The following is a 20486-nucleotide window of genomic DNA, read 5'->3' on the forward strand; positions in this document are numbered from 1 at the left end:
GCCGGTCTCAACCGTTCGACACCGACACGCCCGGCTCACCCTTCAGCCGGTGGCCGATGGTGACGATCGCCTCGATCGCCGGCACCAGTTCGCTACCGAGCGCGGTCAGCGAATACTCGACCGACGGCGGCGAGGTCGGCTTGACCTCTCGGTTCACCACCCCGCGAGCCTCCAACTCCCGCAACCGCGCGGTCAACACCTTGGGCGAGACCGGCGGAATGTCGATCCGCAGTTCACTGAATCGGCGCGGGCCTGCCCGCAGGCTCCAGATCACGTTGACCGTCCAGGCGCCGCCGATGATCGCCATGCACTCCGTCAGAGGACATGACGGCGGCGGTTGCGGGCTCTGGTTCCTGCGAACCTTCAGCGGCACGGCTCACTCCAGGTTACCGAATGGAAACTTCAATATTAAGTATCTAAAGGATATCTGATTTACAATGGCAACCGTCATTCATACCTGTCGGCTCGATCTCTTCAACCAACCGGAACTCACGGAGACCGACCGATGAAGCTCTACTACTCGCCCGGCGCCTGCTCGCTGGCCGCCCATATCGCCCTGCGGATGACCGGCGTCGAATTCGAGATCGAGAAAGTCGACACCCAGACCAAGACGACCGCCAGCGGCGCCGACTACACGCGGATCAACCCCAAGGGCTACGTTCCGGCGCTGCAACTGCGGTCCGGCGATGTGCTGACCGAAGCACCCGCAGTCCTGCAATACATTGCCGACCGTAACCCGGCCGCCGCCCTCGCCCCAGCATCCGCCACATTGGAACGCGCAAGGTTGCAGGAGCATCTGAACTTCGTCTCGTCCGAACTGCACAAGGCGTTCAAGCCGTTCTTCGCAGGCACACCAATCGCCGATAACGCCCGGCCCGCCGCCGAAGACGTCATCGCCAAGCGCATGGTTCACATCGAGGCACTGCTGACTGACGGGCGCATGCATCTGGTAGGCAACACCGTCTCGGTGGCCGACCTTTATCTGTTCGTGGTGGCGAACTGGTGCAATTTCATTGGCATCGACCTCGGTCAATGGCCAAACGTGGCGGCGTTCGTCGAGCGCATGGCGGCCCTGCCGGCGGTGCGCGAGGCGATGACCGCCGAAGGTCTGATCCACTAGCCTGCTCTGCGCGGGACGTCGGCCGATATCGGATAGCGTTCCGCGCTTCACCCTCGCAAGGATGCATTCAATGGACCCTCGCTACGCCGCCGTCGTTGATACCCTGTCGACCTATTTCGACGGCCTGTACCACAGCGACGCCGCCAAACTCGCCACGGTCTTCCACCCCGACGCGCAGTATGTCTGCGCCACCGAGGAACCGCTGCTGCAACTGACCATGCAGGAGTATTTTCCGGTCGTGGCCAAGCGCCCATCACCGGCCAGCCGCGGCGAAGCACGCACCGATCGCATCGCCGCCATCGAGTTCGCCGGGCCGGCCACCGCGTTCGCCCGTGTCCATTGCTCGATCGGTCCGAAGCAGTTCACCGACTTCCTGACGCTGATCCTGGTCGACGGCCGCTGGCAGATCATTGCCAAGGTGTTCCACTTCGATCTGGTCGAGCCGATGATCCCCGCCTGACCGCCAGTTCGCATCAATCAAGGAATTCCATGCCATGACGTTCACGACCCGCCTGACCGAACTGCTCGGTATCGAGCACCCCATCCTCCTGGCACCGATGGGCTCGGCCTCCGGCGGTGCCCTGGCCGCTGCCGTGACATCGGCCGGCGGCTTCGGCTTCGTCGGCTCCGGCTACGCCAGCAGCGAGACGGTCCATCGCGAGATGTTGGCCGCCGGCAACGTCCGGATCGGCGTCGGCTTCATCAACTGGGCGCTGCAGGACCGGCCCGAGGCCCTGGACGCAGCGCTGGAACACAATCCGGCCGCGGTGATGCTGTCGTTCGGCGACCCGACACCCTTCGCCAGCCGGGTCAAGCAGGCCGGCAGCCTACTGTTCTGCCAGGTGCAGACGCTCGACATGGCAAAGCAGGCGGCCGACGCCGGTGCCGATGTGATCATCGCCCAGGGCCGCGACGCCGGCGGCCATTCCGGGCACGTCCGCGGGACTTTCGGGCTGGTCCCGTCGGTGGTCGATGCCGTCGCGCCGATCCCGGTGGTCGCGGCGGGCGCAGTCGCAGACGGCCGGGGCCTTGCGGCCGCCCTGGTCCTCGGTGCGGAAGGCGTTCTGATGGGTACCCGGTTCGCCGCATCGAAGGAATCGCAGTGGAGCGAGGTGCTGAAGCAGGGAGCGGTCGCCGCCGCCGGCGACGACACCGAGCAGACCCGGGTCTTCGACATCGTGCGCGGCGCCGCCTGGCCGACGCATTTTCCGGGGCGCGCGGTGCGAAACGATTTCTCGGCGCGCTGGCATGGGCGTGAGGAGGAACTCGCGGACCAGCGCGAGACCGAGAATACGCGCTACGACGCGACCGACGCCGGCGATCTGTCCACCCGCGTGCTGTGGGCCGGTGAAGGTGTGGATCTGGTCAAGGACATCCCGTCGGCCCGCGACATCGTCCTGCGCACGGTCGCGGAGGCTCGAAAGGCCCTCGGCGCCAGTTGGCCCGGGTGATGCGGACGTGATTTCACCAGTGTGCCGGTCGTCCAGTTCCGCGGGACGGTCGGCAACGCCGTCGCCAAGCACCTGTGATGCAGTGGGCGGGCGCGTCGACCGCGCCCGCCCTACCCGCCAGTCCGGCGATCGTCATGCTGTTGCAATACAAGCCTCACGCAACCGTAACGCTCACCCCTTATCAGAACGCACGTCGTCGACCGCCGCCCCGACCGGCATCCTCCGAAACGACGTGGATTCTCGACATGTTCTCTCTGATCCACTCACGTCTGAACGTGAAGTTGAGCCTGTCCCTGGCCATCACCTTATGCATCGTCATGGCCGGACTCTCGACCCTCTACTTCACTGCCGTCGATCGACTGATGGGCGAGCAGGAAGCCAGAGCCCAGTTGTATCGGGTTCTGAACCGGGACATGCGCGACGAGGTGTTCCGACTGCAGGCGCGGCTGGTCGACATACCGGACCGCCTACAGACCGATCCAATTCCGGTTCTACAGGCATGGGCACTGCAACAGCCGGGCACGATAGTCCGGCGATACGAAGGTCGCGACCAGATCATCGACCGCTTTGCCGACCGGCGCCAACGTCGCGACCTCCAGCAGCCGAACCGGGTCGTGATGACAGGAGGCGCCGATGACCCCGGTGTGGCCTACGGCTTGTTCGTCGGTGACACCTTCGCAGACGCAGTAGAAGAACTGGTCCTGCCTGGCGCTGATCCCGCACAGCTTGCAGCCAAAGTTGACGCGGTCATGTCTGCCGGCACAAGCCTGCAATCGCTGCAGACAAAGGTGTCGGAACTGCGCCGCGTCCTGGTCGATGACGCCCTGTCCGCTGAGACAACCCGCAACGCGCTGTTGGGTCAGGTCGAGACCATCGCGGCGATGGAACGGTCGGTCGAAGCCAGCAAGCGGGATTCCGGCCGTCTGATCATCGCCATGACAATCGGCGCCATCCTTCTGGCCAATCTGATGGTCTGGATCGTGACGCGAAGGATGATTACCGGCGCTCTGTCTGACCTGGCGCACGCCGCTCGGGCGATCGCCAACGGAGAGCATGCAACGGTCGACCATACCCACCGCACTGACGAAATCGGCGCGCTTGCGAAGGGCGTGAGCCGCTTCAAGCAGGCCCTGGTCGAGGTCCACACGCTAAAAGAACAGCAAGAGCACGAGCGTGCCGTCCGTGAGGCCGCGCTCGCAACCCGACTACGGGCGCTGAACGACGCGGTGGAGCAGGGGATGGGCGCCCGGGTGGCGGTTGTTACCAACAGCGCCAGCGAACTCGGCGGGATCGCATCGGCCCTGGACGGCTTGGCCGGGGGGACAATGTTGCGTGCCGGCGAATCGACCGAACTGGCAGGACGCAGCGCCCGGTTCGCCGAAGTCGTCATGACGACCACCCAGGTCCTGCACACCGCCGCTCAGGAGATCGCCGCGGACGTCCAGGCCCAGCGTGCGCTGACCCACCAGGTTGCCGCCGAGGCCGAGCAAGTATCAATGCTGATGACCGGCCTGACCACAACGGCCAGCGAGATCGACGGCGTCGTCCATCTGATCGAAAGAATCGCCAAGCAGACCAAGTTGCTGTCGCTGAATGCGACGATTGAAGCGGCCCGTGCCGGACCGGCGGGTGCCGGATTTGCTGTGGTGGCCGGCGAGGTCAATACGCTGTCAAGCGAGACTGCCGACGCAACCCATCGGATCGCCCGGCAGATCGCGTCGTTTCGCAACGGTGTAGCCAGTGCGGAAACTGCGGCCGGAACCATCCAGGATCGCATTCAGGCGGTCAACGAGGGCATGCAGCGGGCCGCGAGCGGTGTAACGGAGCTCAGTCAGAAGACCGCGGCGATTACCGATGGAGTCGCCGAGGCGTCCACCAATGCCAGGCAGGTTGCCGACGTGAACATACAGGTCGATGCATCGGCCCGCGAAACCGGGACGATGAGCGCCCAGGTCTCGGACTTGGCCGTCCGCATCGGGGCGGCCGTGGAGGATATGCGGGCCCACCTTCGATCGATTCTCGCCGACGCCTCCGGCGATACCGCCCCGGACGTGCCGCTGTCCGTCCCCACCCTGCACGATCTCGCCCGGACGCCGCCCCTCCGCCCGCTTCAGCCGCACTACGCCATTGCGGCGGAATGAGCGTGCCCTGTCAGTCGTAGGCGCCCATCACGTTCTGGTCGTGGTCGATCACCGATCCGGTCATCACCCCGGAATCCGACGACAGCAGGAACAGCACCAACCGGGCCACATCGTCCGGCTTGATCAGGCGGCCGAACGGCTGACCCGCCTCGGCGGTGGTCAACCAGTCGGCCGGTTGGCCCTCGGCCCGCTGGACGGCGTCCTCGTTCGGCGTGTCGGCCCAGCCGATGTTGATGGCGTTGACCCGGATGCGATCACGGCGCAGGCCGTGGGCCAGGTTGCGCGTCAGCACCGCGAGCGCGCCCTTCGACGCGCTGTACGGTACCAGCTTCGGCTGGCCGCCATGGCTCGACATGGTGACGATGTTGACGATCCGGCCGGCGGTGGCGTCGCGGCGCATCAACCGCACCGCTTCCTGGCACAGGAAAAAGGGCGCCCGCACGTTGACCGCGAACAGCCGGTCCCACAGCTCCGGCGTGGTGTCGTCGAGCGTGCCGCGATCGGTCACGCCGGCCGCGTTCACCAACCCGTCCAACCGGCCGAACGCCGTGTCGGCCGCAGCAATCACCAGGCGGCAGGCCTCGACATCCTCCAGTTCGGCCCTGACGAACAATGCCCGGGCACCGGATGCGCGCAGTTCGGCAGCCACCTGTTCCCCGCGCGGCGCGTCCCGCCCGGTGACGATCAGCCCCCGTGCCCCACGCTCCGCCAGACGCCGGACGATCGCTTCGCCGATGCCCTGGGTCGAGCCGGTCACCACGAATACCCCGCCGGCAAGGTCGGCCTGATTGTTCCACGAAGTCATCGGGCGAACCCCGGCGGTGGTGCGGGCAGGTCGTAGCCCGCCTCCCCGGCCAGCGCGTAGAACCGCTCCGCCAGTCGGCATCCGCTCGCCATCACGATCGCCCCGTCGGTGACCCCGTCATCGGCGGTCAGGTCATTGATCCAACCGCCGGCCGCCAGGACCAGCGCCGCGCCGGCGAACGAGTCCCAGGAGTTCATGTGCCCCTCGATATACGCGATGTAGCGACCGGCCGCGACATGGGCGAGACCGAGGGCCCCCGAGCCCGAGCGGTGATAGATCCCGCCCGCGTCGATCAGCCGGCCGATGAACGATACCGTCGGCGCCTTGGGCACCCGGAAGGAGAAGCCGACCTCGGTCAGGCCCGCCTGGAAGTCCGAAACGTCGGCCGGTGCGATCGGCCTGCCGTTGCAGGTCGCTCCGCCGCCGAGCGCACCGACGAAGCATTCGTCGGCACACGGGTCGACGATGACCCCGGCCTCGATCCGGCCATCGACCATCAACCCGATCGACACGCACCATGTCGGAAGCCCGGACAGGAAACACTGGGTGCCGTCGATCGGATCGACCACCCAGACCGGACCTTGGCCGTAGGAACCGCCGCCGCCGGTCTCCTCGCCCAGAAAGCCGTCGTCCGGAAACCGATCAGCCAATGCCCCGCGGATCAGTTCCTCGACCTCCCTGTCGGCCCGGCTGACCACGTCCTGCTGCCCCTTGGTTTCAACCACCAGGGCGTCGCGCTCGCGAAAATACCGCAGGGCCAGAACGCCGGCCCGGCGTGCAACGTCTTCGGCGAAAGCCAGCCGATCCTGTACCTGCTGCGTCACCGCACCACGAGCCGTCATCGCCGATTTGCCTCAATTTCGGATGGTTATCGTCGGATTCATTGCAGCACGCCGATATATTTTGAACAATGTCGAACAGACGGGTCGGCGCCTGCCATCCGTCGCAACGACAAACCGCCGCCCGAGGCACCACGACCTGCGGGCGCATGGAGGGAAGCATGCATCGAATCGCACGGGCTGCTGGGCTTGGGGTGCTGGCCGCCGGGCTGCTCGGATTTGGCACCGGAACGGCCTCGGCCGCCGGCAAGCTGACGCTCTACTGCAGCCCGCAGATCGAGTGGTGCAACCTGATGGTCGAGTCCTTCGAGAAGGAGACCGGCATCAAGGTGGCGATGACCCGCAAGAGTTCGGGCGAGACTTTCGCGCAGATCAAGGCCGAGGCGACCAACCCGAAGGGCGATGTGTGGTGGGGCGGCACCGGCGATCCGCACCTGCAGGCGGCCGAGGAAGGCCTGACCCAGGCGTATGATTCCCCGATGCGCAAGGAACTGCAGGACTGGGCGCTGTCCCAGGCCAAAGCCGCCGGCGACAAGACCATCGGCATCTATGCAGGTGCACTGGGCTTTGGTTACAACAAGGATCTGCTGGCCAAGGCCGGACTGCCCGAGCCGAAGTGCTGGGCCGACCTGATCAAGCCGGAGTTCAAGGGCCACGTGCAGATGGCCAACCCGAACTCGTCCGGTACCGCCTACACGACGCTGGCCACCATCATCCAGATCATGGGCGAGGAGAAGGGCTTCGACTACATGAAGGCCCTGCATAAGAACATCAACCAGTACACCAAGTCCGGCTCGGCCCCGATCAAGGCCGCCGCCCGCGGCGAGACCACGGTCGGCATCGTGTTCCTGCACGACGCCGTGACCCAGGTGGTTTCCGGCTTCCCAGTGGTGGTCGTCGCGCCCTGCGAGGGCACCGGCTACGAAATCGGCTCCATGAGCATCATCAAGGATGCCCGCAACCTGGACGAAGCGAAGAAGTTCTACGACTTCGCCCTGCGGGCCGACATCCAGGAACTGGCCGTGCAGGCCCAGGCCTATCAGGTGATGTCGAACAAGGCCGCCAAGCCGGCCAAGGAATCGCCGAACCTCGATACCATCAAGCTGATCGATTACGACTTCGTGAAGTACGGTTCGTCGGACGAACGTCGCCGGCTGCTGGAGAAGTGGGATACCGACGTCAAGCCGCTGCCGCAGTGATCAGCCGGCACTACTGACGTGAATGGCCTTGGAATAGGCAGGTACGTCCTCGGCTGGCAGCTGGTGGGACTGGCGGGTTTCCTGCTGCTCCCCTGGTATGCGGTCGAGGACGGATTCTGGGGATTCGGCTGGCTGTTCGACGGCTATCCGTTCGACCCGGACTATGCGCCGGCGATCGTACTGCTGCTGCAGGGAGCCAAGCCCTGGCTGTGGCCGATCGCCGGGTTCCTGCTGTTGCCGGCGCTGGCGCTGGGCCGGCCCAGCACCGAACGCTTCACGCAGAACGTACTGCTGCTGGTCGGCGGGCTGGGTGTCGCCTACATCCTCGCCCAGGGCTTCACGGTCGGGCTGCGCGGCTGGAACGCCGGGTTCCTGGAGGCGTGGTACGGTCCGCTCGGTGACCGGCAGTTCGGCATGGGCTACGGCGCCCTGCTGGCCGGAACCGGCCTGTTCTTCCTGTTCACCCTCGGCTGCGCCGCCCGCGGCGCGGTGAACGGCGACGGCTTCGTGGTCGGGTCGATCGGCCTGATCGTCATGGTCGTCGCCCTTTTCATATTCTTCCCGGTCGCCCGCATCCTGATCAGCGCGCTGCAGACCAACGAGGGGCTGTTCTCGGTTGCCGCGCTCCTCGACAAGCTGCTGACCGGCAAGATCTGGGGTCTGGACTGCGTCTACAGCCACCGGGCGTGTGGCGTCGCCTGGAACTCGCTGGCGCTGGCCATCGCGGTCGGCGCCGGAACCACTCTGCTGGGGCTGGCCTTCGCCCTGGTGGTGACGCGCACCCGGTTCCCGGCCAAGCGGTTGTTCCGCGGCCTGACCGTGCTGCCGATCATCACTCCGCCCTTCGTCATCGGCCTTGCCCTGATCCTGCTGTTCGGCCAGTCGGGCGCGATCACCCAGTTTCTGGAAGCCGCGTTCGGCATACCGGCCAGCCGCTGGCTGTACGGGTTCAGCGGGGTCTGGCTCGCCCAGATGCTGGCGTTCACGCCGATCGCGTTCCTGGTGCTGATCGGCGTGGTCGAGGGGGTCAGCCCGTCGGTCGAGGAGGCTGCCCAAACCCTGCGGGCCGACGCCTGGACGACCCTGCGCACCGTGTCGCTGCCGCTGATGCGGCCGGGCCTCGCCAACGCCTTCCTGCTCGGGTTCATCGAGAGCATGGCCGATTTCGGCAACCCGATGGTGCTGGGCGGCAATTTCAACGTGCTGTCGACCGAGATCTTCTTCGCCATCGTCGGCGCGCAGTACGACCAGGGCCGCGCCTCGGTGCTTGCCCTCGTGCTGCTGTTCTTCACCCTGCTGGCGTTCTACGCGCAGCGCCGCTGGCTCGGCCGCAAGTCCTACACCTCGGTCACCGGCAAGGGCGATGCCGGGATCGCGGTGCCCCTTCCCGGCCGGTTCGCCGCGGTGATCTTCGGAGTGACCATCCCGTGGGCGGTGATGACCGCGGTGATCTACACCACCATCCTGTTCGGCGGCTTCGTGAACCTCTGGGGCCTCGACCATACCCTGACCCTGCGCCACTACATCGACGCGTTCGGGATTACGGTCGGCGACCACGGGCTGGTGTGGAGCGGCGGGGCCTGGAACTCGTTCTTCACGACCATCGCGATCTCGGCGATCTCGGCGCCGCTGACCGCCGCCATCGGCCTGCTGACCGCCTATCTGCTGGTGCGCCAGCGCTTCCTCGGCAAGCAGGCGTTCGAGTTCGGAACCATGCTGAGCTTCGCCATCCCCGGCACAGTGATCGGCGTCAGCTACGTGCTGGCGTTCAACGTACCGCCGCTGGAGCTGACCGGCACCGGGATCATCCTGGTGATCTCGTTCGTGTTCAGGAACATGCCGGTCGGGGTGCGGGCCGGCATCGCCTCGATGAGCCAGCTCGACTCCAGCCTGGACGAAGCGTCGCTGACCCTGGGTGCCAGCAGTTGGCAGACCATCCGACGGGTCGTGCTGCCGCTGATGCGTCCGGCCATCCTGGCGGCGCTGGTCTACAGCTTCGTGCGGGCGATGACCGCGATCAGCGCCGTGATCTTCCTGGTCAGCGCCGAGTACGACATGGCAACCGCCTACATCCTCGGCCGGGTTGAGAACAATGACTACGGCCTGTCGATCGCCTATTCCTCGGTGCTGATCGTCATCATGTTCGCGGCCATCCTGCTCCTGCAGCTGCTGGTCGGCGAACGCCGCCTCGGCCGCCGCAGCGCCGCCAAACTGGAAATCGGAGGACAACCCGCATGACGGTCTCGTTCGGCGGCCGCGCCAGCTCCGTCCGGTTCGAAGGCGTGACCAAGGCATTCGGCGAGGTGGTGGCGGTCAACGCCATCTCCTTTTTGGTCGAGGCCGGCTCCCTGGCCACCCTGCTCGGCCCCAGTGGTTGCGGGAAGACCACCACCCTGCGGCTGGTCGCCGGCCTGGAACTGGCGACGGCGGGACGCATCCTGATCGGCGACGACGATGTCACCGGCCTGCCGGCCACCCGGCGCGACGTATCGATGGTGTTCCAGTCCTACGCCCTGTTCCCGCACATGACCGTCATCGAGAACGTCGCCTATGGCTTCGTTGTGTCGGGCACGCCCAAGGCCGAGGCGCACGCCAAGGCCGAGTTGGGCCTGGAACTGGTCGGGTTGAAAGGCTACGGCCCGCGCCTGCCGAGCGAGTTGTCCGGCGGCCAGCAGCAGCGCGTGGCGGTGGCGCGCGCCCTGGTCCTGGAGCCCCAGGTCCTGCTGTTCGACGAGCCGCTGTCCAACCTGGACGCCAAGCTGCGCCGCCGGGTCCGCGAGGAGATCCGCGACATCCAGCGGTCGCTCGGCCTGACCGTGGTCTACGTGACCCACGACCAGGAGGAGGCGCTGGCGGTCTCCGACAAAGTGATCGTCATGCGCAACGCCGAAATCGCCCAGGAGGGCAAGCCGCGCGAACTGTACGAGCAGCCGGTCGATCGTTTCGTCGCCGACTTCATCGGCGACGCCAACCTGATCGGTGCGGAAGTCCTGGCGGTCGACGGTCCCGATGCCCGCGTGTCGATCGGTGGGGTTGAGGTTCAGGTGCCTAGCCGAGGACTGTCGATCGGGCCTGTACAGACCGCGATCCGACCTGAATCGGTGCTGCTCGACGACCAGGGCCTCGAGGGTCTCGCCGGAACCGTGCTCAAGGCCGCCTATCTGGGCAAGCACATGGAATACACCGTCGACTCGCCGGTCGGCGAACTGTTCGTGGTGGACGAACGGGTCCACGCCCCACGAGCGCCGGGCACCGGCGTGACGATCCGGTTCGGTGACCGGATCGCCCTGATTCCACAGGAAGGCTAGGCAACCCGGCCGTCGGAGGGTCGCGCGGTGCTCTTCACTCGATCGGCAGGCCGTGCATCTTCAGGAACGAAAGCTTGTCCCAATAGCCGCGCTGGAAGGCGATCCGTCCATCCTGCACCGTGAAGAACCCGCAGCCGCGCAGCCCCAGCGGGTCTCGCCATTCGAGAATCGCGACGTCGCCGGCGTCGTGGATCGCCTCGACGATGCAGGTCATGTCAGCGTTGGCGAACTCGCGCTGGAACATCGCCTGGATCGCCGCGCGACCCTCCACCGGTTGCTGCGTCACTTGGTGGTTGATCGCATCATCCCGATAGAGTTCCGCCAACCCGTCGGCATCGGCGGCGTTGAACCGCCTTACCCACTCCTCAACGACTTCCGTCGGCGTCACTGATTCACCCTTGCGGCAACGGCACCGGGCGACCGGTCTCCAGCGACTGCTGGGCCGCATCAGCCAACCGAAGCGCCGCCAATCCGTCCTCGCCGGTCGGCACCGGCGGCTTGCCGGCCAGGACCGCCTCGACGAACGCGTCCAGTTCGGCCTTGTATGCCGGACCATAGCGTTCAAGGAAGAAATGCAGGATCGGGTCCCGCGCGTACCCGGCAGCCGTGGCGATCTCGACCGTGGTGCCACGCAAGTTGTCGGCCCGCAGCATTCCCTTGGAACCATGGCACTCGATGCGCTGGTCGTAGCCGTAGGCCGCCCGGCGCGAGTTGCTGATCTGCGCCAGCCGCCCCGAGGCGGTGCGCAGACTGACCAGGGCTGTGTCTACATCGCCGGCCTCGGCGATCGCCGGGTCGACCAGGGCCGAGCCCATGGCGTGCACCTCGACCGGCTCCTCGCCAAGCAGCCAGCGCGCCATGTCGAGATCATGGATCATCATGTCGCGGAACAGCCCGCCGCTGACCCGCACATACGCCAGCGGCGGCGGCGACGGATCGCGGCTGGCGATCGAGACGATCTCGGGTGTGCCGATGTCCCCGGTGTCCAGCCGCGCTTTCAGTGCGGCGAAGCTTGCATCGAACCGGCGGTTGAAGCCGACCGCCAGCGGCACTCCCGCCGCCGAGGCGGCCCGGACCGCCGCAGTCGCCCTGTTGATGTCCAGGTCGATCGGCTTCTCGCACAGGATCGCCTTGCCGGCAGCCGCCGCGGCTTCGATCAACGGGGCGTGGGTGTCGGTGGAGGTCGCGATCAGCACCGCATCGATCCGGTCGGTCGCCAGCGCCTCCTCGACACTGCCGACCGTCGCCCCGTGCTGGTCGGCTAGCGTCTGAGCGGCATCATGGGCGACGTCGGCAATCAGGCCCAGCCGCGCCTTGGGATGCGCCGCGATGTTGGCAGCGTGCAGGCGTCCAATCCGGCCGGCGCCGAACAGAGCGAAGGTCAGCATCGATCCTCCCGAGGGGCTCTCCGCCAGCGGCGGTGTTGTTGCGGACACAATAATGCAGCCGACGGATTGCGAACGCCACGGCGATCCGGCACTGTCTCAGCCCCGGACACTTCCACACTCGGCACTGCCGATCCGGATCCGCGCCATGATCGCCGCTGGGTGGGAACGCGCCATCGTCGAACGCCCAAGCAACCGCTTGGCGACCGACTGGACATGTCAATTTCAAAACGGATCTTGCAAATTCACCGGAATAGTCCGATATCAACACCGCTATCGTTCACTGGAAGCCACTGACCGTCTCTCGAGGCTGCCGGTCTTTCTGAACTGACCGAAAAGCCACGGCCGCAGCATATCGCGTGCGGCAACATGAGAAGGAACACGGAAATGGCCGTTGGCACCGTGAAGTTTTTTAACACCACCAAGGGTTTCGGCTTCATTCAGCCGGAAGACGGCAGCAAGGACGTGTTCCTGCACGTCTCCGCCGTCGAGCGCGCCGGTCTGCGCAGCCCGAATGAAGGCCAGAAGGTTCAGTACGAGATCGAGAGCGGCCGCGACGGCCGGACCTCGGCCGGGAACATCAGCTACCTCTAAGTAGCTGCCTTACTGCCGAAATTGCTGAACCCCGCGGGTCCGCCCGCGGGGTTTCTCTTTGTGCGGCACCGACCTCCTCCACGCAGCGCCGGCCGGTCAGGACGGGGCGCCTCGATCAGGGCCGCGGCACCACCACCTCCCGGCCACGCTCTTCAGGTTCGGAATCGGTGAGTTCGGCGGGAAACCCGGCTGCACGCAACTCGATCCCGCAGGCCTCCTCGTGGCGCCGAATGATCATCGACGACCAGGCGCGCGGTCCGAACCGCGCTGCGCCGTCGCGGAATATTTCCGTCAGCAACGGGGCCACTTCCAGCGCAACCCCGGCGTTGCGGGCGACGTTCTGGAACAGCCCGACATCCTTGAGCACCAGGTCCATGGTGAAGCTGATGTTGTAGCTGCCGTTCAGGATCACCTGCGTCTCGGTCTCGTGCACGAAGGAATTGCCCGACGAAATCCGGATCGCTTCATAGGTCGTGGCGAGATCGAGCCCGGCCTTACCCGCAACCACCAGCGCTTCACCCAGCGCGACCAGATTGGCCGTCGCGAGATAGTTGGTTACCACCTTCAGTTCCGACGCCGTGCCGAGATCTCCGGTGTGCAGCACCTGTCGCCCCATCATCGTCAAGATCGGCAGCACCCGATCGAACGCCGACCGGGCACCCCCGGCGAGGATCGCGATGTTGCCGGTCGCGGCCCGATGGCATCCGCCGGATACCGGACAGTCCATGGGAACCGCGCCGAGAGCCGACACCAGCCCACCGAGCCGGCGGACCTCGTCGGCATCGGTGGTGCTCATCTCGAGCCAGATCTTGCCCGCGCTCAATCCCGCCAGAACTCCATCGTCGGCTTCGAGCACCGCGGCGCAGATCGCCGGCGACGGCAGGCAGGTGATGACAACGTCGACAGACTCCGCCAGTTGCTTGGCGCTGCCGGCCCAGGCGGCTCCGCGATCCAGGAACGGTTTGGCTGCAGCCTGATCGAGATCCCGCACCGTCAGGGCGACGCCGTTGCGCTGCAGGGTCCCCGCCAGCTTGGCACCGACATTCCCAAGCCCGATGAACCCAACTTTCATACCAGCCTCCGCCTTGAGGTCACGGAACCGGATTGCCATGCATCTCCAGGTGCAGTGCCGTCCCGTCATAGGGATTGGCCAAGGCAACCGCTTCGTTCAGCTCAACCCCCAAGCCCGGGGCGGTAGGCGGCAGGACGTACCCCTCCTCCCAGCGGATCGGGGTCTGGAGGATCTCGGCGTGAAATCCGCCCCACGTCCGGATGCTCTCCAGGATCAGGAAGTTCGGCGAGCAGGCCGCCAACTGGATGTTGGCCGCGCCCACCACCGGGCCGCAGTACAGGTGCGGGGCAATCTGCGCGTAGCGGGTCTCGGCCATGCCGGCGATCTTCTTGGCTTCCAGCAAGCCACCGACCCGTCCCAAATTCATCTGCAGGATCGATGCAGCCCCCTGCTCCAGAACCCGAGCGAACTCGTACTTGGTGGTCAGCCGCTCGCCCGTGGAGATCGGGATCGAGGTCTGGCGCGCCACCCGGGCCATCTCCTCGGGAACCTCCGGCGGCGTCGGTTCCTCGAACCACAGCGGATCGTACGGCTCAAGCTGCTTCGCCAGACGGATCGCCCCGGACGCCGTGAACTGGCCGTGGGTGCCGAACAGCAGGTCCGCCCGCGTTCCCACCGCCTCGCGGATCGCGCGGACGAAGGCGACCGATCGGGCGATCGACTCAAGGTCCGGCTGCCGCCCGTCGAACACCGTGTAGGGTCCGGCCGGATCGAACTTCACCGCGGTGAAGCCGGCCTCGACCTCCTCGACGGCCCGTTCGGCGGCGCGCGCCGGATTGACATAGACATGGTCGGCGTCGGTGGTTTCGGGGTAGGCGCTGCCCGACTTCGGGTAGAGGTAGGTGTAGGTGCGCAGCCGTTCTTGGACGCGGCCGCCGAGCAGTTCGTAGACCGGCTGCCCGGTCTCCTTGCCGACGATGTCCCAGCACGCCATCTCAAGGCCGCTGAACACGCCCATCAGCGACACGTCCGGGCGCAGCGAGTAGCCGGTGCCATAGACCCGGCGGGTCATGGTCTCGATGCGCCGGGGGTCCTGTCCCTTTATGTGACGCTCGAACACATCCTCGATCATGCGAACGACCGTGTGCGGACCGAAGGTCGCCACATAGACCTCGCCGAGACCCTCGACCCCGGAATCAGTGACCAGCTTGAGGAAGATGAAGTATCGGCCGCCGTGGTGCGGCGGCGGGTTGCCGACGATGAAGGTCTTCAGGTCAGTGATCTTCATGGGCAACCTCCAGGCGCCGCCGCCTGGGTGACCGTGTTCACCGCCGGCTTGGTTCGATCACGCTAAGAGGCGCCGCTGACCGCCGACAAGCGAAATCGATCCGGCGACGCCTCCGCAGTCGCCGTCCCGGCGAAGCGGCGAACCGCCTCGCCGGTTCGTTTTAGCCGAACAGGCTCGACGAGTACTGGTAGGTGGTGTCGGCGTGAGCACCCAAGACACTCGCCGAGAGCCCCTGCACGCTGTTGCTGCCTTCCAGAAGGTCGATGTCCTCGTCGCCGTCCATCAGGAACAGTTGGCCCTCGCCCGGACCAAGAGCGGCGTGGTGATTGTTACCGGCCTTGATCGACACCGCCAGCAATTCATAGTCCTCGTAGTGTTGATCGACGAACCGTCCGATGTTCACGTCGTCCAAGTCGGTGATGCCGCCGTTCCAGCCGTCGATCTTAACCTTCAGGATCTCGCCGTCGTCGTCCTTCATGTAGAACACGACATTGGAGATCGCCTGCGCCTGCCCCTTCTTGTTGAAGAACTCGCCGAACTGGTCGACCGGCTCCTCGGGAACGCTGGCGATGCCCGTCACCGTCAGGTCGACGCGAGCGGTTGCGAAGCCGCCGTTGCCGTCGGCGATCTCGTACGCGAAGGTGTCGTTGGCGCTCTCGCCTTGTCCCAGCCAGTCGAAAGCGTTGTTCGGGTTGTATTCATAAGTTCCGTCGGCGCCGACCGTCACCAGCGCGCCAGAGCTCAGCGTCACAGTCGAACCGACCGCCGCCGCATCGCCGTTTACCGCTGAGACTTGAATGCTGTCGAGACGGTCGACGTCGCTATCGTTGCCGAGCAGGTTTCCGGTGATCGCCGTTGCCTCGTCGGTGACCGCGGCGTCGCCGACAGCGGTCGGATCGTCGTTCAGGCCGGTGACCTCGATGCTGAAGTCTGCCGTGTCCGACCCGCCGTTGCCGTCGCTCACCGCTACGCTGAATGTCTGGGAGACGGTCTCGCCGACCGACAGCGAGTCGGCGCCGGTGGCGTCGAGGGCATAGCTGCCGTCGGCGTTGATGGTGACGGTGACGCCGCCGTCCAGTACGACGGTCTGCCCGATCAGGCCGGCGTTGCCGTCGACCGCCGTAACCGTAGCGCCGTCGGCGATGCCGTTGCCGTCGAAGTCGACAGCGTCCAGGTCGCGATCATTGGCGAACAGGTTTCCGATGGCGTTGCCGTTCTCGGCCGTGACAGCCACGTCGTCGAAGGCGTCGACCGCGTAGGGCGTGAAGCCGTACAGCTTGTCCGAGGCGCTCCGATCGCCGCCCTCCTCGCCGACCGAAGTCTGTCGGACCGCAACGCCACCGAGGGCGATGTCGTCCAGGCTCAGACCGCGCAAGCTCGACGACAAGGTGAAGGTGGTGGTCTGGATGTCGTCGGCCGCCATGCCGGCGGTGCCGAACTCGATGCCGATCTCGTAGGGCGCATTCGGCACGCCTGAAACGGTGGCACCGTTGCCGAGGTTCGTGACGCTGCCCGACTGGTCGAACTCGGTGATGTCGCTACCCGCGGCCACCAGCGAACCGAGCAGGCTGTCGTCGGCAACGTCGAGGAACAACGCGCGCAGGTCGCCGATCATACCGTCGCCGTCACCAACGTTGCTGATCGCGAACGACAGAGATCCGTCAGACTGCTCCGTAACGGTCACGGTCGCCGGCGCCATCGCGTCGTTACCGGTCTGAGTGTCGAGAGTGAAGGTTAACGATCGCATGGCACGCCCCCGTCTGGCAGCGGGGTCTGGACCGGCCGTCGTACCGGACCGATGCAGCGGCGACCCCACGGTCTTACCTGCTGCTCTCCCGCAATCCCCACGGCCGAATATCCGGGTATTTAGTTAGGATTCTATGTATGAACTGTTTGGGAATTGTGTGGGGTCGGTCCGGTGAGCAACGCTCCGAAAGCGCATGTGCTTGTGGTTGAGGACGACCAGCCGAGCCGCGCAGTTCTTGCTTATCTGGCCGAGGACCAGGGGCGGGTGCGGGTGTCGCAGGCCGCGACGGCGAGCGAGATGCATGCCGTTCTGGCGCGCGATGCCGCCAACCTGATCATCCTCGACCTGAACCTACCCGACGAGAATGGGCTGTCGCTGGCCCGCCAGCTGCGCACCCGCTCCGACGTACCGATCATCGTTGTCACCGGCGACGTTTCCCGGGACACCCGCCTCGCGGCGCTTGAGATCGGAGTCGACGATTTCCAGACCAAGCCGTACGACCTGAAGGAACTCGGTCTGCGTATCCGCAACCAACTTCGCCGCTCGATGGCGATCCGCCGGCCCGGTCAGGTCGAGAGTTCGGCACGGGTCGCGTTCGACCGGTACGTGCTCGATCACAGCGAGCGGATCCTGGAACGCTCGGATGGTGTCACCATCCATCTGACCCGGAACGAGTTCATGATCCTGGCCGCCCTGCTGCGACGGCGGAACTCGTCGGTGTCGCGCGCCGCCCTGCTCGACGCCATCGGCAATGCCGATGACGGACCATCGGACCGCGCGATCGACATCTACATCAAGAACCTGCGCGCCAAGATCGAGGCCGACCAGCGGGACCCGCGGATCATTTCCACCGTTCGCGGCTTCGGATATCGACTGACTGGCTGAATGTCGCCGATCCCGAGAGATGAAAGTCCATAACTTATTATAAATATCAATATGATAAGAACCATATTCTGCGTTTCAGGCAGGCATCAGATGAGGTTCTATCGTCTAGCACCGAACCGTCCACACCCGCAGATCAGCCATTGCTTTCACCGATTCCGCAACGACCAGCGCGCAGAGCGCCGACTTAGATTTCGCCTACATCGTCCCCTCGACCGGAAGTGCGTGAACCGCGCTACACCCGACGGTCACAGCCTCACGTGCGGTGTGTCCGACGCGCCACCAAGGTCGGCAATCTGCATGGACGGGTCCTTGGCGGCGGTGGCGTCTCAATTGACGATCAAGGTTCGCAGGCTGTCAGGAGCCTGCGCGGCGGCGATCGCCTCGTTGATGGCGTCCAACGGATACCGGCCGGTGATCAGCTCGTCGAGCTTCCACCGCCCGGTACGGTAGAGATCGAGGATCGCCGGAACATCCCGTTCAAGACGGACAGTGCCCATCTTGCTCCCCAGAACCCGCTGGTTGAGGTTGGCGATCGTGCCGGGATCGAACGCCGCCAGCGCCCCGGTTGCCGGCATGCCGACCAGGACCACGGCACCGCCGGTACCGGTGATGGCAAACGCCAGATCGACCGCAGCGGTCGCCCCCACCGTGACGACCGCGTAGTCCACACCCGCGCCGCCGGTCATCGCGCGTATCGCGGCTGCCGGATCAGCCCCCGTTGAGTTCACGCACTGCGTGGCGCCGAACCGCTCGGCCGCCTTCAGCTTCGGCTCGGCCACGTCGACGGCGATCACCGGGTCCGCCCCATTCAACCGCGCCGCCTGGACGGCGTTCAGCCCGACGCCGCCGCATCCGATCACCGCCACCGCGCTTCCCGGCTCGACCGCCGCGGTGTGGACCACCGAACCGTATCCCGTCAGCACGGCACAGGCGACGACCGAGGCGGTCTGCAGGGACATCTCCGCCGGCAGCACCACGACCTGCGAGGCATGCACCGTCACCTGCTCGGCGAACCCGCCGGTCCGAAGCCCCTGGGCCACCGAACGGCCGTCGGGGTGCCGCAGCGGGCTTTCTCCGCCCAGTCGAAAGCTGCCGTCGCACAGGACCGGAAGGCCGCGACCGCATGACCGGCATGAACCGCATGAGCGGATCAAGGTGACCAGCACCGGGTCGCCCACTGCCAGGCCGGCAGTTCCACTCCCGACCGCCTCGACGACGCCTGCGGCCTCGTGGCCGAACACCGTCGGCACGACCGGTCCCCACAGGCCCTTGATATAGGCAATGTCGCTGTGACAGATCGCGCAGGCGGCAATCCGGATCCGCACTTCCCCCGGCCCCGGTTCGTCGATCGCCAGATCCTCGACCCGTAGCGGAGATCCGGCCTCGTAACAGATGGCTGCCCGCATGGTTGTCCAACTCCGGTCGCCCGGGGCAACGCTAGGAGGGACCACGGGCCACCGACAAGCGAAATCGGCCACGGCGTTGCGCCGTTTCCGCCACCTCCCTACGATGCAGCCCGAATAAGTGTTTCGGGGGCAAAGCATGAAATCGGCGCCATGCCTGTTGCGGCGGATGAAGGCGCCGTGGGTTGACGGCTGCGAATCGAGCGGCGATCTCAAAGCGTCGTCTGGTTGAATATTCCGGACATGGTCGTCGACCTTCTGCCGCTGTTCATGTTCATCGTCCTGATGGCGCTGGTCTTCACCAGCTATCCGATCGCGTTCGTGCTGGGCGGAACGGCCGTACTGTTCGGCCTGATCGGCATCGTGTTCGACGTCTTCTCCTTCGTCGAGTTCTACAACTTCACGCCACGGGTCTGGACGGTCGCCGACAACCTGCAGATCATCGCCGTGCCGCTGTTCGTGTTCATGGGCGTAATGCTGGAGCGGTCGCGGATCGCCCAGGATCTCCTGGAGGCACTGCAACTCATCCTGAAGCGGGCGCCCGGCGGTGTCGCACTCGCCGTGACCCTGATGGGCGTCATCTTCGCGGCAATCACTGGCGTGGTTGGCGCTTCCGTCATCATGCTGACGCTGATCGCGTTGCCGACCATGCTCGCGGCCGGCTACCGGCCGTCACTGGCGGTCGGGGTCATCGCATCGTCGTCCACGCTGGGCATCCTGATCCCACCGAGCATCCTGCTGGTGTTTCTGTGCGAACTGATGCCGATGTCGATCGGGTACCTGTTCGCCGGTGCCCTGGTGCCCGGTCTGCTGCTGGCGCTGCTCTACCTTGTCTACATCCTGGCCTACACCGTTGCCGTGCCGAGCGCCGGCCCCAGACCGCCGCCGGATGGAGCGAAAGCCGACTGGCCGGCAATCGGACGCGCCCTGGTCCGCGGCATCCTGCCGCCGGCAGTGCTGATTGCGCTGGTCATGGGCTCGGTCCTGGCGGGGGTCGTCACGATCACCGAGTCCGCCGCCGTCGGCGCCGGCGGCGCGCTGCTGCTGGCGTTCACCCGCGGCGGGCTGACCTTGGACGGTCTGAGGGAGTGCCTCCGGCGTTCGAGCATGATCATCGGGATGATCTTCTGCCTCTATATCGGTGCGACCGCCTTCGCCTACGTGTTCCGCATCCTGGGGGGCGACGACCTCGTCCATACCTTCATGGGCGCCACGGACTTCGGGCCCTGGGGCGTGCTGCTGCTCGCGATCCTGCTGATCTTCCTCATGGGGTTCTTCTTCGACGTGCTGGAGATCCTGCTGATCGCCG

19 protein-coding genes are annotated in these 20486 nt (G+C 65.9%); 10 read left to right on the top strand and 9 right to left on the bottom strand.

Translation table 11 applies throughout. From position 1 onward, the window contains the following. Positions 1-7 precede the first annotated feature (7 nt). Positions 8-307 (bottom strand): winged helix-turn-helix transcriptional regulator, encoded by a 300-nt coding sequence (locus RIC54_RS15025; protein ID WP_350085004.1) that lies wholly within the window; start codon positions 305-307, stop codon positions 8-10. Between the two features lie 198 nt (positions 308-505). Here RIC54_RS15025 and gstA point away from each other — a divergent pair, with 198 nt between their 5' ends. The 4 genes from gstA (at position 506) to RIC54_RS15045 (ending at position 4712) form a co-directional block, all read left to right on the top strand. Beyond that, positions 506-1120 carry a glutathione transferase GstA gene (gene gstA / locus RIC54_RS15030; RefSeq protein WP_350085005.1) on the top strand — a complete coding sequence of 205 codons (615 nt, stop codon included), beginning with the start codon at positions 506-508 and terminating at the stop codon, positions 1118-1120. 70 nt (positions 1121-1190) lie between these two features. Beyond that, positions 1191-1580 carry a nuclear transport factor 2 family protein gene (locus RIC54_RS15035; RefSeq protein ID WP_350085006.1) on the top strand — a complete coding sequence of 130 codons (390 nt, stop codon included), beginning with the start codon at positions 1191-1193 and terminating at the stop codon, positions 1578-1580. Between the two features lie 34 nt (positions 1581-1614). Continuing rightward, a complete protein-coding gene (locus RIC54_RS15040; RefSeq protein ID WP_350085007.1) occupies positions 1615-2571 on the top strand; it encodes an NAD(P)H-dependent flavin oxidoreductase in 957 nt (318 codons plus the stop codon). Positions 2572-2816: 245 nt separating this feature from the next. Beyond that, positions 2817-4712: a methyl-accepting chemotaxis protein gene (locus RIC54_RS15045; RefSeq protein WP_350085008.1), complete on the top strand. Its 1896-nt coding sequence runs from the start codon at positions 2817-2819 to the stop codon at positions 4710-4712. A 10-nt stretch (positions 4713-4722) separates the two neighbouring features. Here RIC54_RS15045 and RIC54_RS15050 read toward each other — a convergent pair whose 3' ends face one another. Next, complete coding sequence (locus tag RIC54_RS15050; RefSeq protein WP_350085009.1) at positions 4723-5517, bottom strand: SDR family oxidoreductase; 795 nt, start codon at positions 5515-5517, stop codon at positions 4723-4725. Beyond that, positions 5514-6359 carry an inositol monophosphatase family protein gene (locus RIC54_RS15055; protein WP_350085010.1) on the bottom strand — a complete coding sequence of 282 codons (846 nt, stop codon included), beginning with the start codon at positions 6357-6359 and terminating at the stop codon, positions 5514-5516. The genes RIC54_RS15050 and RIC54_RS15055 overlap by 4 nt, the downstream gene beginning before the upstream one ends. A 158-nt stretch (positions 6360-6517) precedes the next feature. Between RIC54_RS15055 and RIC54_RS15060 the strand changes: the two genes are divergently transcribed. The 3 genes from RIC54_RS15060 (at position 6518) to RIC54_RS15070 (ending at position 10863) form a co-directional block, all read left to right on the top strand. Further along, positions 6518-7555 (top strand): ABC transporter substrate-binding protein, encoded by a 1038-nt coding sequence (locus tag RIC54_RS15060; protein WP_350085011.1) that lies wholly within the window; start codon positions 6518-6520, stop codon positions 7553-7555. A 63-nt stretch (positions 7556-7618) separates the two neighbouring features. Next, on the top strand, positions 7619-9793 hold the full coding sequence (locus RIC54_RS15065) for an ABC transporter permease (RefSeq protein ID WP_350085012.1): 2175 nt from the start codon (positions 7619-7621) through the stop codon (positions 9791-9793). Next, positions 9790-10863, top strand: a complete 1074-nt coding sequence (locus RIC54_RS15070; RefSeq protein ID WP_350085013.1) for an ABC transporter ATP-binding protein — start codon at positions 9790-9792, stop codon at positions 10861-10863. Before RIC54_RS15065 ends, RIC54_RS15070 begins: the two co-directional genes overlap by 4 nt. Positions 10864-10897: 34 nt before the next feature. Here RIC54_RS15070 and RIC54_RS15075 read toward each other — a convergent pair whose 3' ends face one another. Further along, on the bottom strand, positions 10898-11251 hold the full coding sequence (locus tag RIC54_RS15075) for a nuclear transport factor 2 family protein (RefSeq protein WP_350085014.1): 354 nt from the start codon (positions 11249-11251) through the stop codon (positions 10898-10900). Positions 11252-11255: 4 nt separating this feature from the next. Then, on the bottom strand, positions 11256-12251 hold the full coding sequence (gene iolG / locus RIC54_RS15080) for an inositol 2-dehydrogenase (RefSeq protein WP_350085015.1): 996 nt from the start codon (positions 12249-12251) through the stop codon (positions 11256-11258). A gap of 384 nt (positions 12252-12635) precedes the next feature. On the opposite strand from iolG, the gene RIC54_RS15085 reads away from it, so the two are divergent. Continuing rightward, positions 12636-12842, top strand: a complete 207-nt coding sequence (locus RIC54_RS15085) for a cold-shock protein (protein ID WP_007672711.1) — start codon at positions 12636-12638, stop codon at positions 12840-12842. 115 nt (positions 12843-12957) lie between these two features. Here the strand turns inward: RIC54_RS15085 and RIC54_RS15090 are convergent, their stop codons facing one another. The 3 genes from RIC54_RS15090 to RIC54_RS15100 all read right to left on the bottom strand — a co-directional run bounded on the left by RIC54_RS15090 (position 12958) and on the right by RIC54_RS15100 (position 16889). Beyond that, entirely contained in the window at positions 12958-13914 is a 957-nt protein-coding gene (locus tag RIC54_RS15090) for an NAD(P)-dependent oxidoreductase (RefSeq protein WP_350085016.1), read from the bottom strand. A gap of 19 nt (positions 13915-13933) precedes the next feature. Then, the gene (locus RIC54_RS15095; RefSeq protein ID WP_350151133.1) at positions 13934-15142 is read right to left on the bottom strand and encodes a mandelate racemase/muconate lactonizing enzyme family protein; all 1209 of its coding nucleotides are present in this window, start codon (positions 15140-15142) and stop codon (positions 13934-13936) included. A gap of 160 nt (positions 15143-15302) precedes the next feature. Then, positions 15303-16889 carry a cadherin-like domain-containing protein gene (locus RIC54_RS15100; protein ID WP_350085018.1) on the bottom strand — a complete coding sequence of 529 codons (1587 nt, stop codon included), beginning with the start codon at positions 16887-16889 and terminating at the stop codon, positions 15303-15305. Between the two features lie 171 nt (positions 16890-17060). Here RIC54_RS15100 and RIC54_RS15105 point away from each other — a divergent pair, with 171 nt between their 5' ends. Continuing rightward, a complete protein-coding gene (locus tag RIC54_RS15105) occupies positions 17061-17774 on the top strand; it encodes a winged helix-turn-helix domain-containing protein (RefSeq protein ID WP_350085019.1) in 714 nt (237 codons plus the stop codon). Between the two features lie 326 nt (positions 17775-18100). Here RIC54_RS15105 and RIC54_RS15110 read toward each other — a convergent pair whose 3' ends face one another. Then, positions 18101-19180, bottom strand: a complete 1080-nt coding sequence (locus tag RIC54_RS15110) for a Zn-dependent alcohol dehydrogenase (RefSeq protein ID WP_350085020.1) — start codon at positions 19178-19180, stop codon at positions 18101-18103. Positions 19181-19420: 240 nt separating this feature from the next. Between RIC54_RS15110 and RIC54_RS15115 the strand changes: the two genes are divergently transcribed. Further along, a partial coding sequence (locus RIC54_RS15115) for a TRAP transporter large permease (RefSeq protein ID WP_350151135.1) occupies positions 19421-20486 on the top strand: 1066 nt, incomplete at its 3' end.

Origin of the sequence: Thalassobaculum sp., assembly GCF_040219215.1 — a bacterium.
GTDB lineage: Bacteria > Pseudomonadota > Alphaproteobacteria > Thalassobaculales > Thalassobaculaceae > Thalassobaculum_A.

Coding starts and splice junctions, on each gene's coding strand:
- RIC54_RS15025 (WP_350085004.1), bottom strand. CDS start 307: ATGGCGATCATCGGCGGCGCCTGGACGGTCAACGTGATCTGGAGCCTG.
- gstA (WP_350085005.1), top strand. CDS start 506: ATGAAGCTCTACTACTCGCCCGGCGCCTGCTCGCTGGCCGCCCATATC.
- RIC54_RS15035 (WP_350085006.1), top strand. CDS start 1,191: ATGGACCCTCGCTACGCCGCCGTCGTTGATACCCTGTCGACCTATTTC.
- RIC54_RS15040 (WP_350085007.1), top strand. CDS start 1,615: ATGACGTTCACGACCCGCCTGACCGAACTGCTCGGTATCGAGCACCCC.
- RIC54_RS15045 (WP_350085008.1), top strand. CDS start 2,817: ATGTTCTCTCTGATCCACTCACGTCTGAACGTGAAGTTGAGCCTGTCC.
- RIC54_RS15050 (WP_350085009.1), bottom strand. CDS start 5,517: ATGACTTCGTGGAACAATCAGGCCGACCTTGCCGGCGGGGTATTCGTG.
- RIC54_RS15055 (WP_350085010.1), bottom strand. CDS start 6,359: ATGACGGCTCGTGGTGCGGTGACGCAGCAGGTACAGGATCGGCTGGCT.
- RIC54_RS15060 (WP_350085011.1), top strand. CDS start 6,518: ATGCATCGAATCGCACGGGCTGCTGGGCTTGGGGTGCTGGCCGCCGGG.
- RIC54_RS15070 (WP_350085013.1), top strand. CDS start 9,790: ATGACGGTCTCGTTCGGCGGCCGCGCCAGCTCCGTCCGGTTCGAAGGC.
- iolG (WP_350085015.1), bottom strand. CDS start 12,251: ATGCTGACCTTCGCTCTGTTCGGCGCCGGCCGGATTGGACGCCTGCAC.
- RIC54_RS15085 (WP_007672711.1), top strand. CDS start 12,636: ATGGCCGTTGGCACCGTGAAGTTTTTTAACACCACCAAGGGTTTCGGC.
- RIC54_RS15090 (WP_350085016.1), bottom strand. CDS start 13,914: ATGAAAGTTGGGTTCATCGGGCTTGGGAATGTCGGTGCCAAGCTGGCG.
- RIC54_RS15095 (WP_350151133.1), bottom strand. CDS start 15,142: ATGAAGATCACTGACCTGAAGACCTTCATCGTCGGCAACCCGCCGCCG.
- RIC54_RS15100 (WP_350085018.1), bottom strand. CDS start 16,889: ATGCGATCGTTAACCTTCACTCTCGACACTCAGACCGGTAACGACGCG.
- RIC54_RS15110 (WP_350085020.1), bottom strand. CDS start 19,180: ATGCGGGCAGCCATCTGTTACGAGGCCGGATCTCCGCTACGGGTCGAG.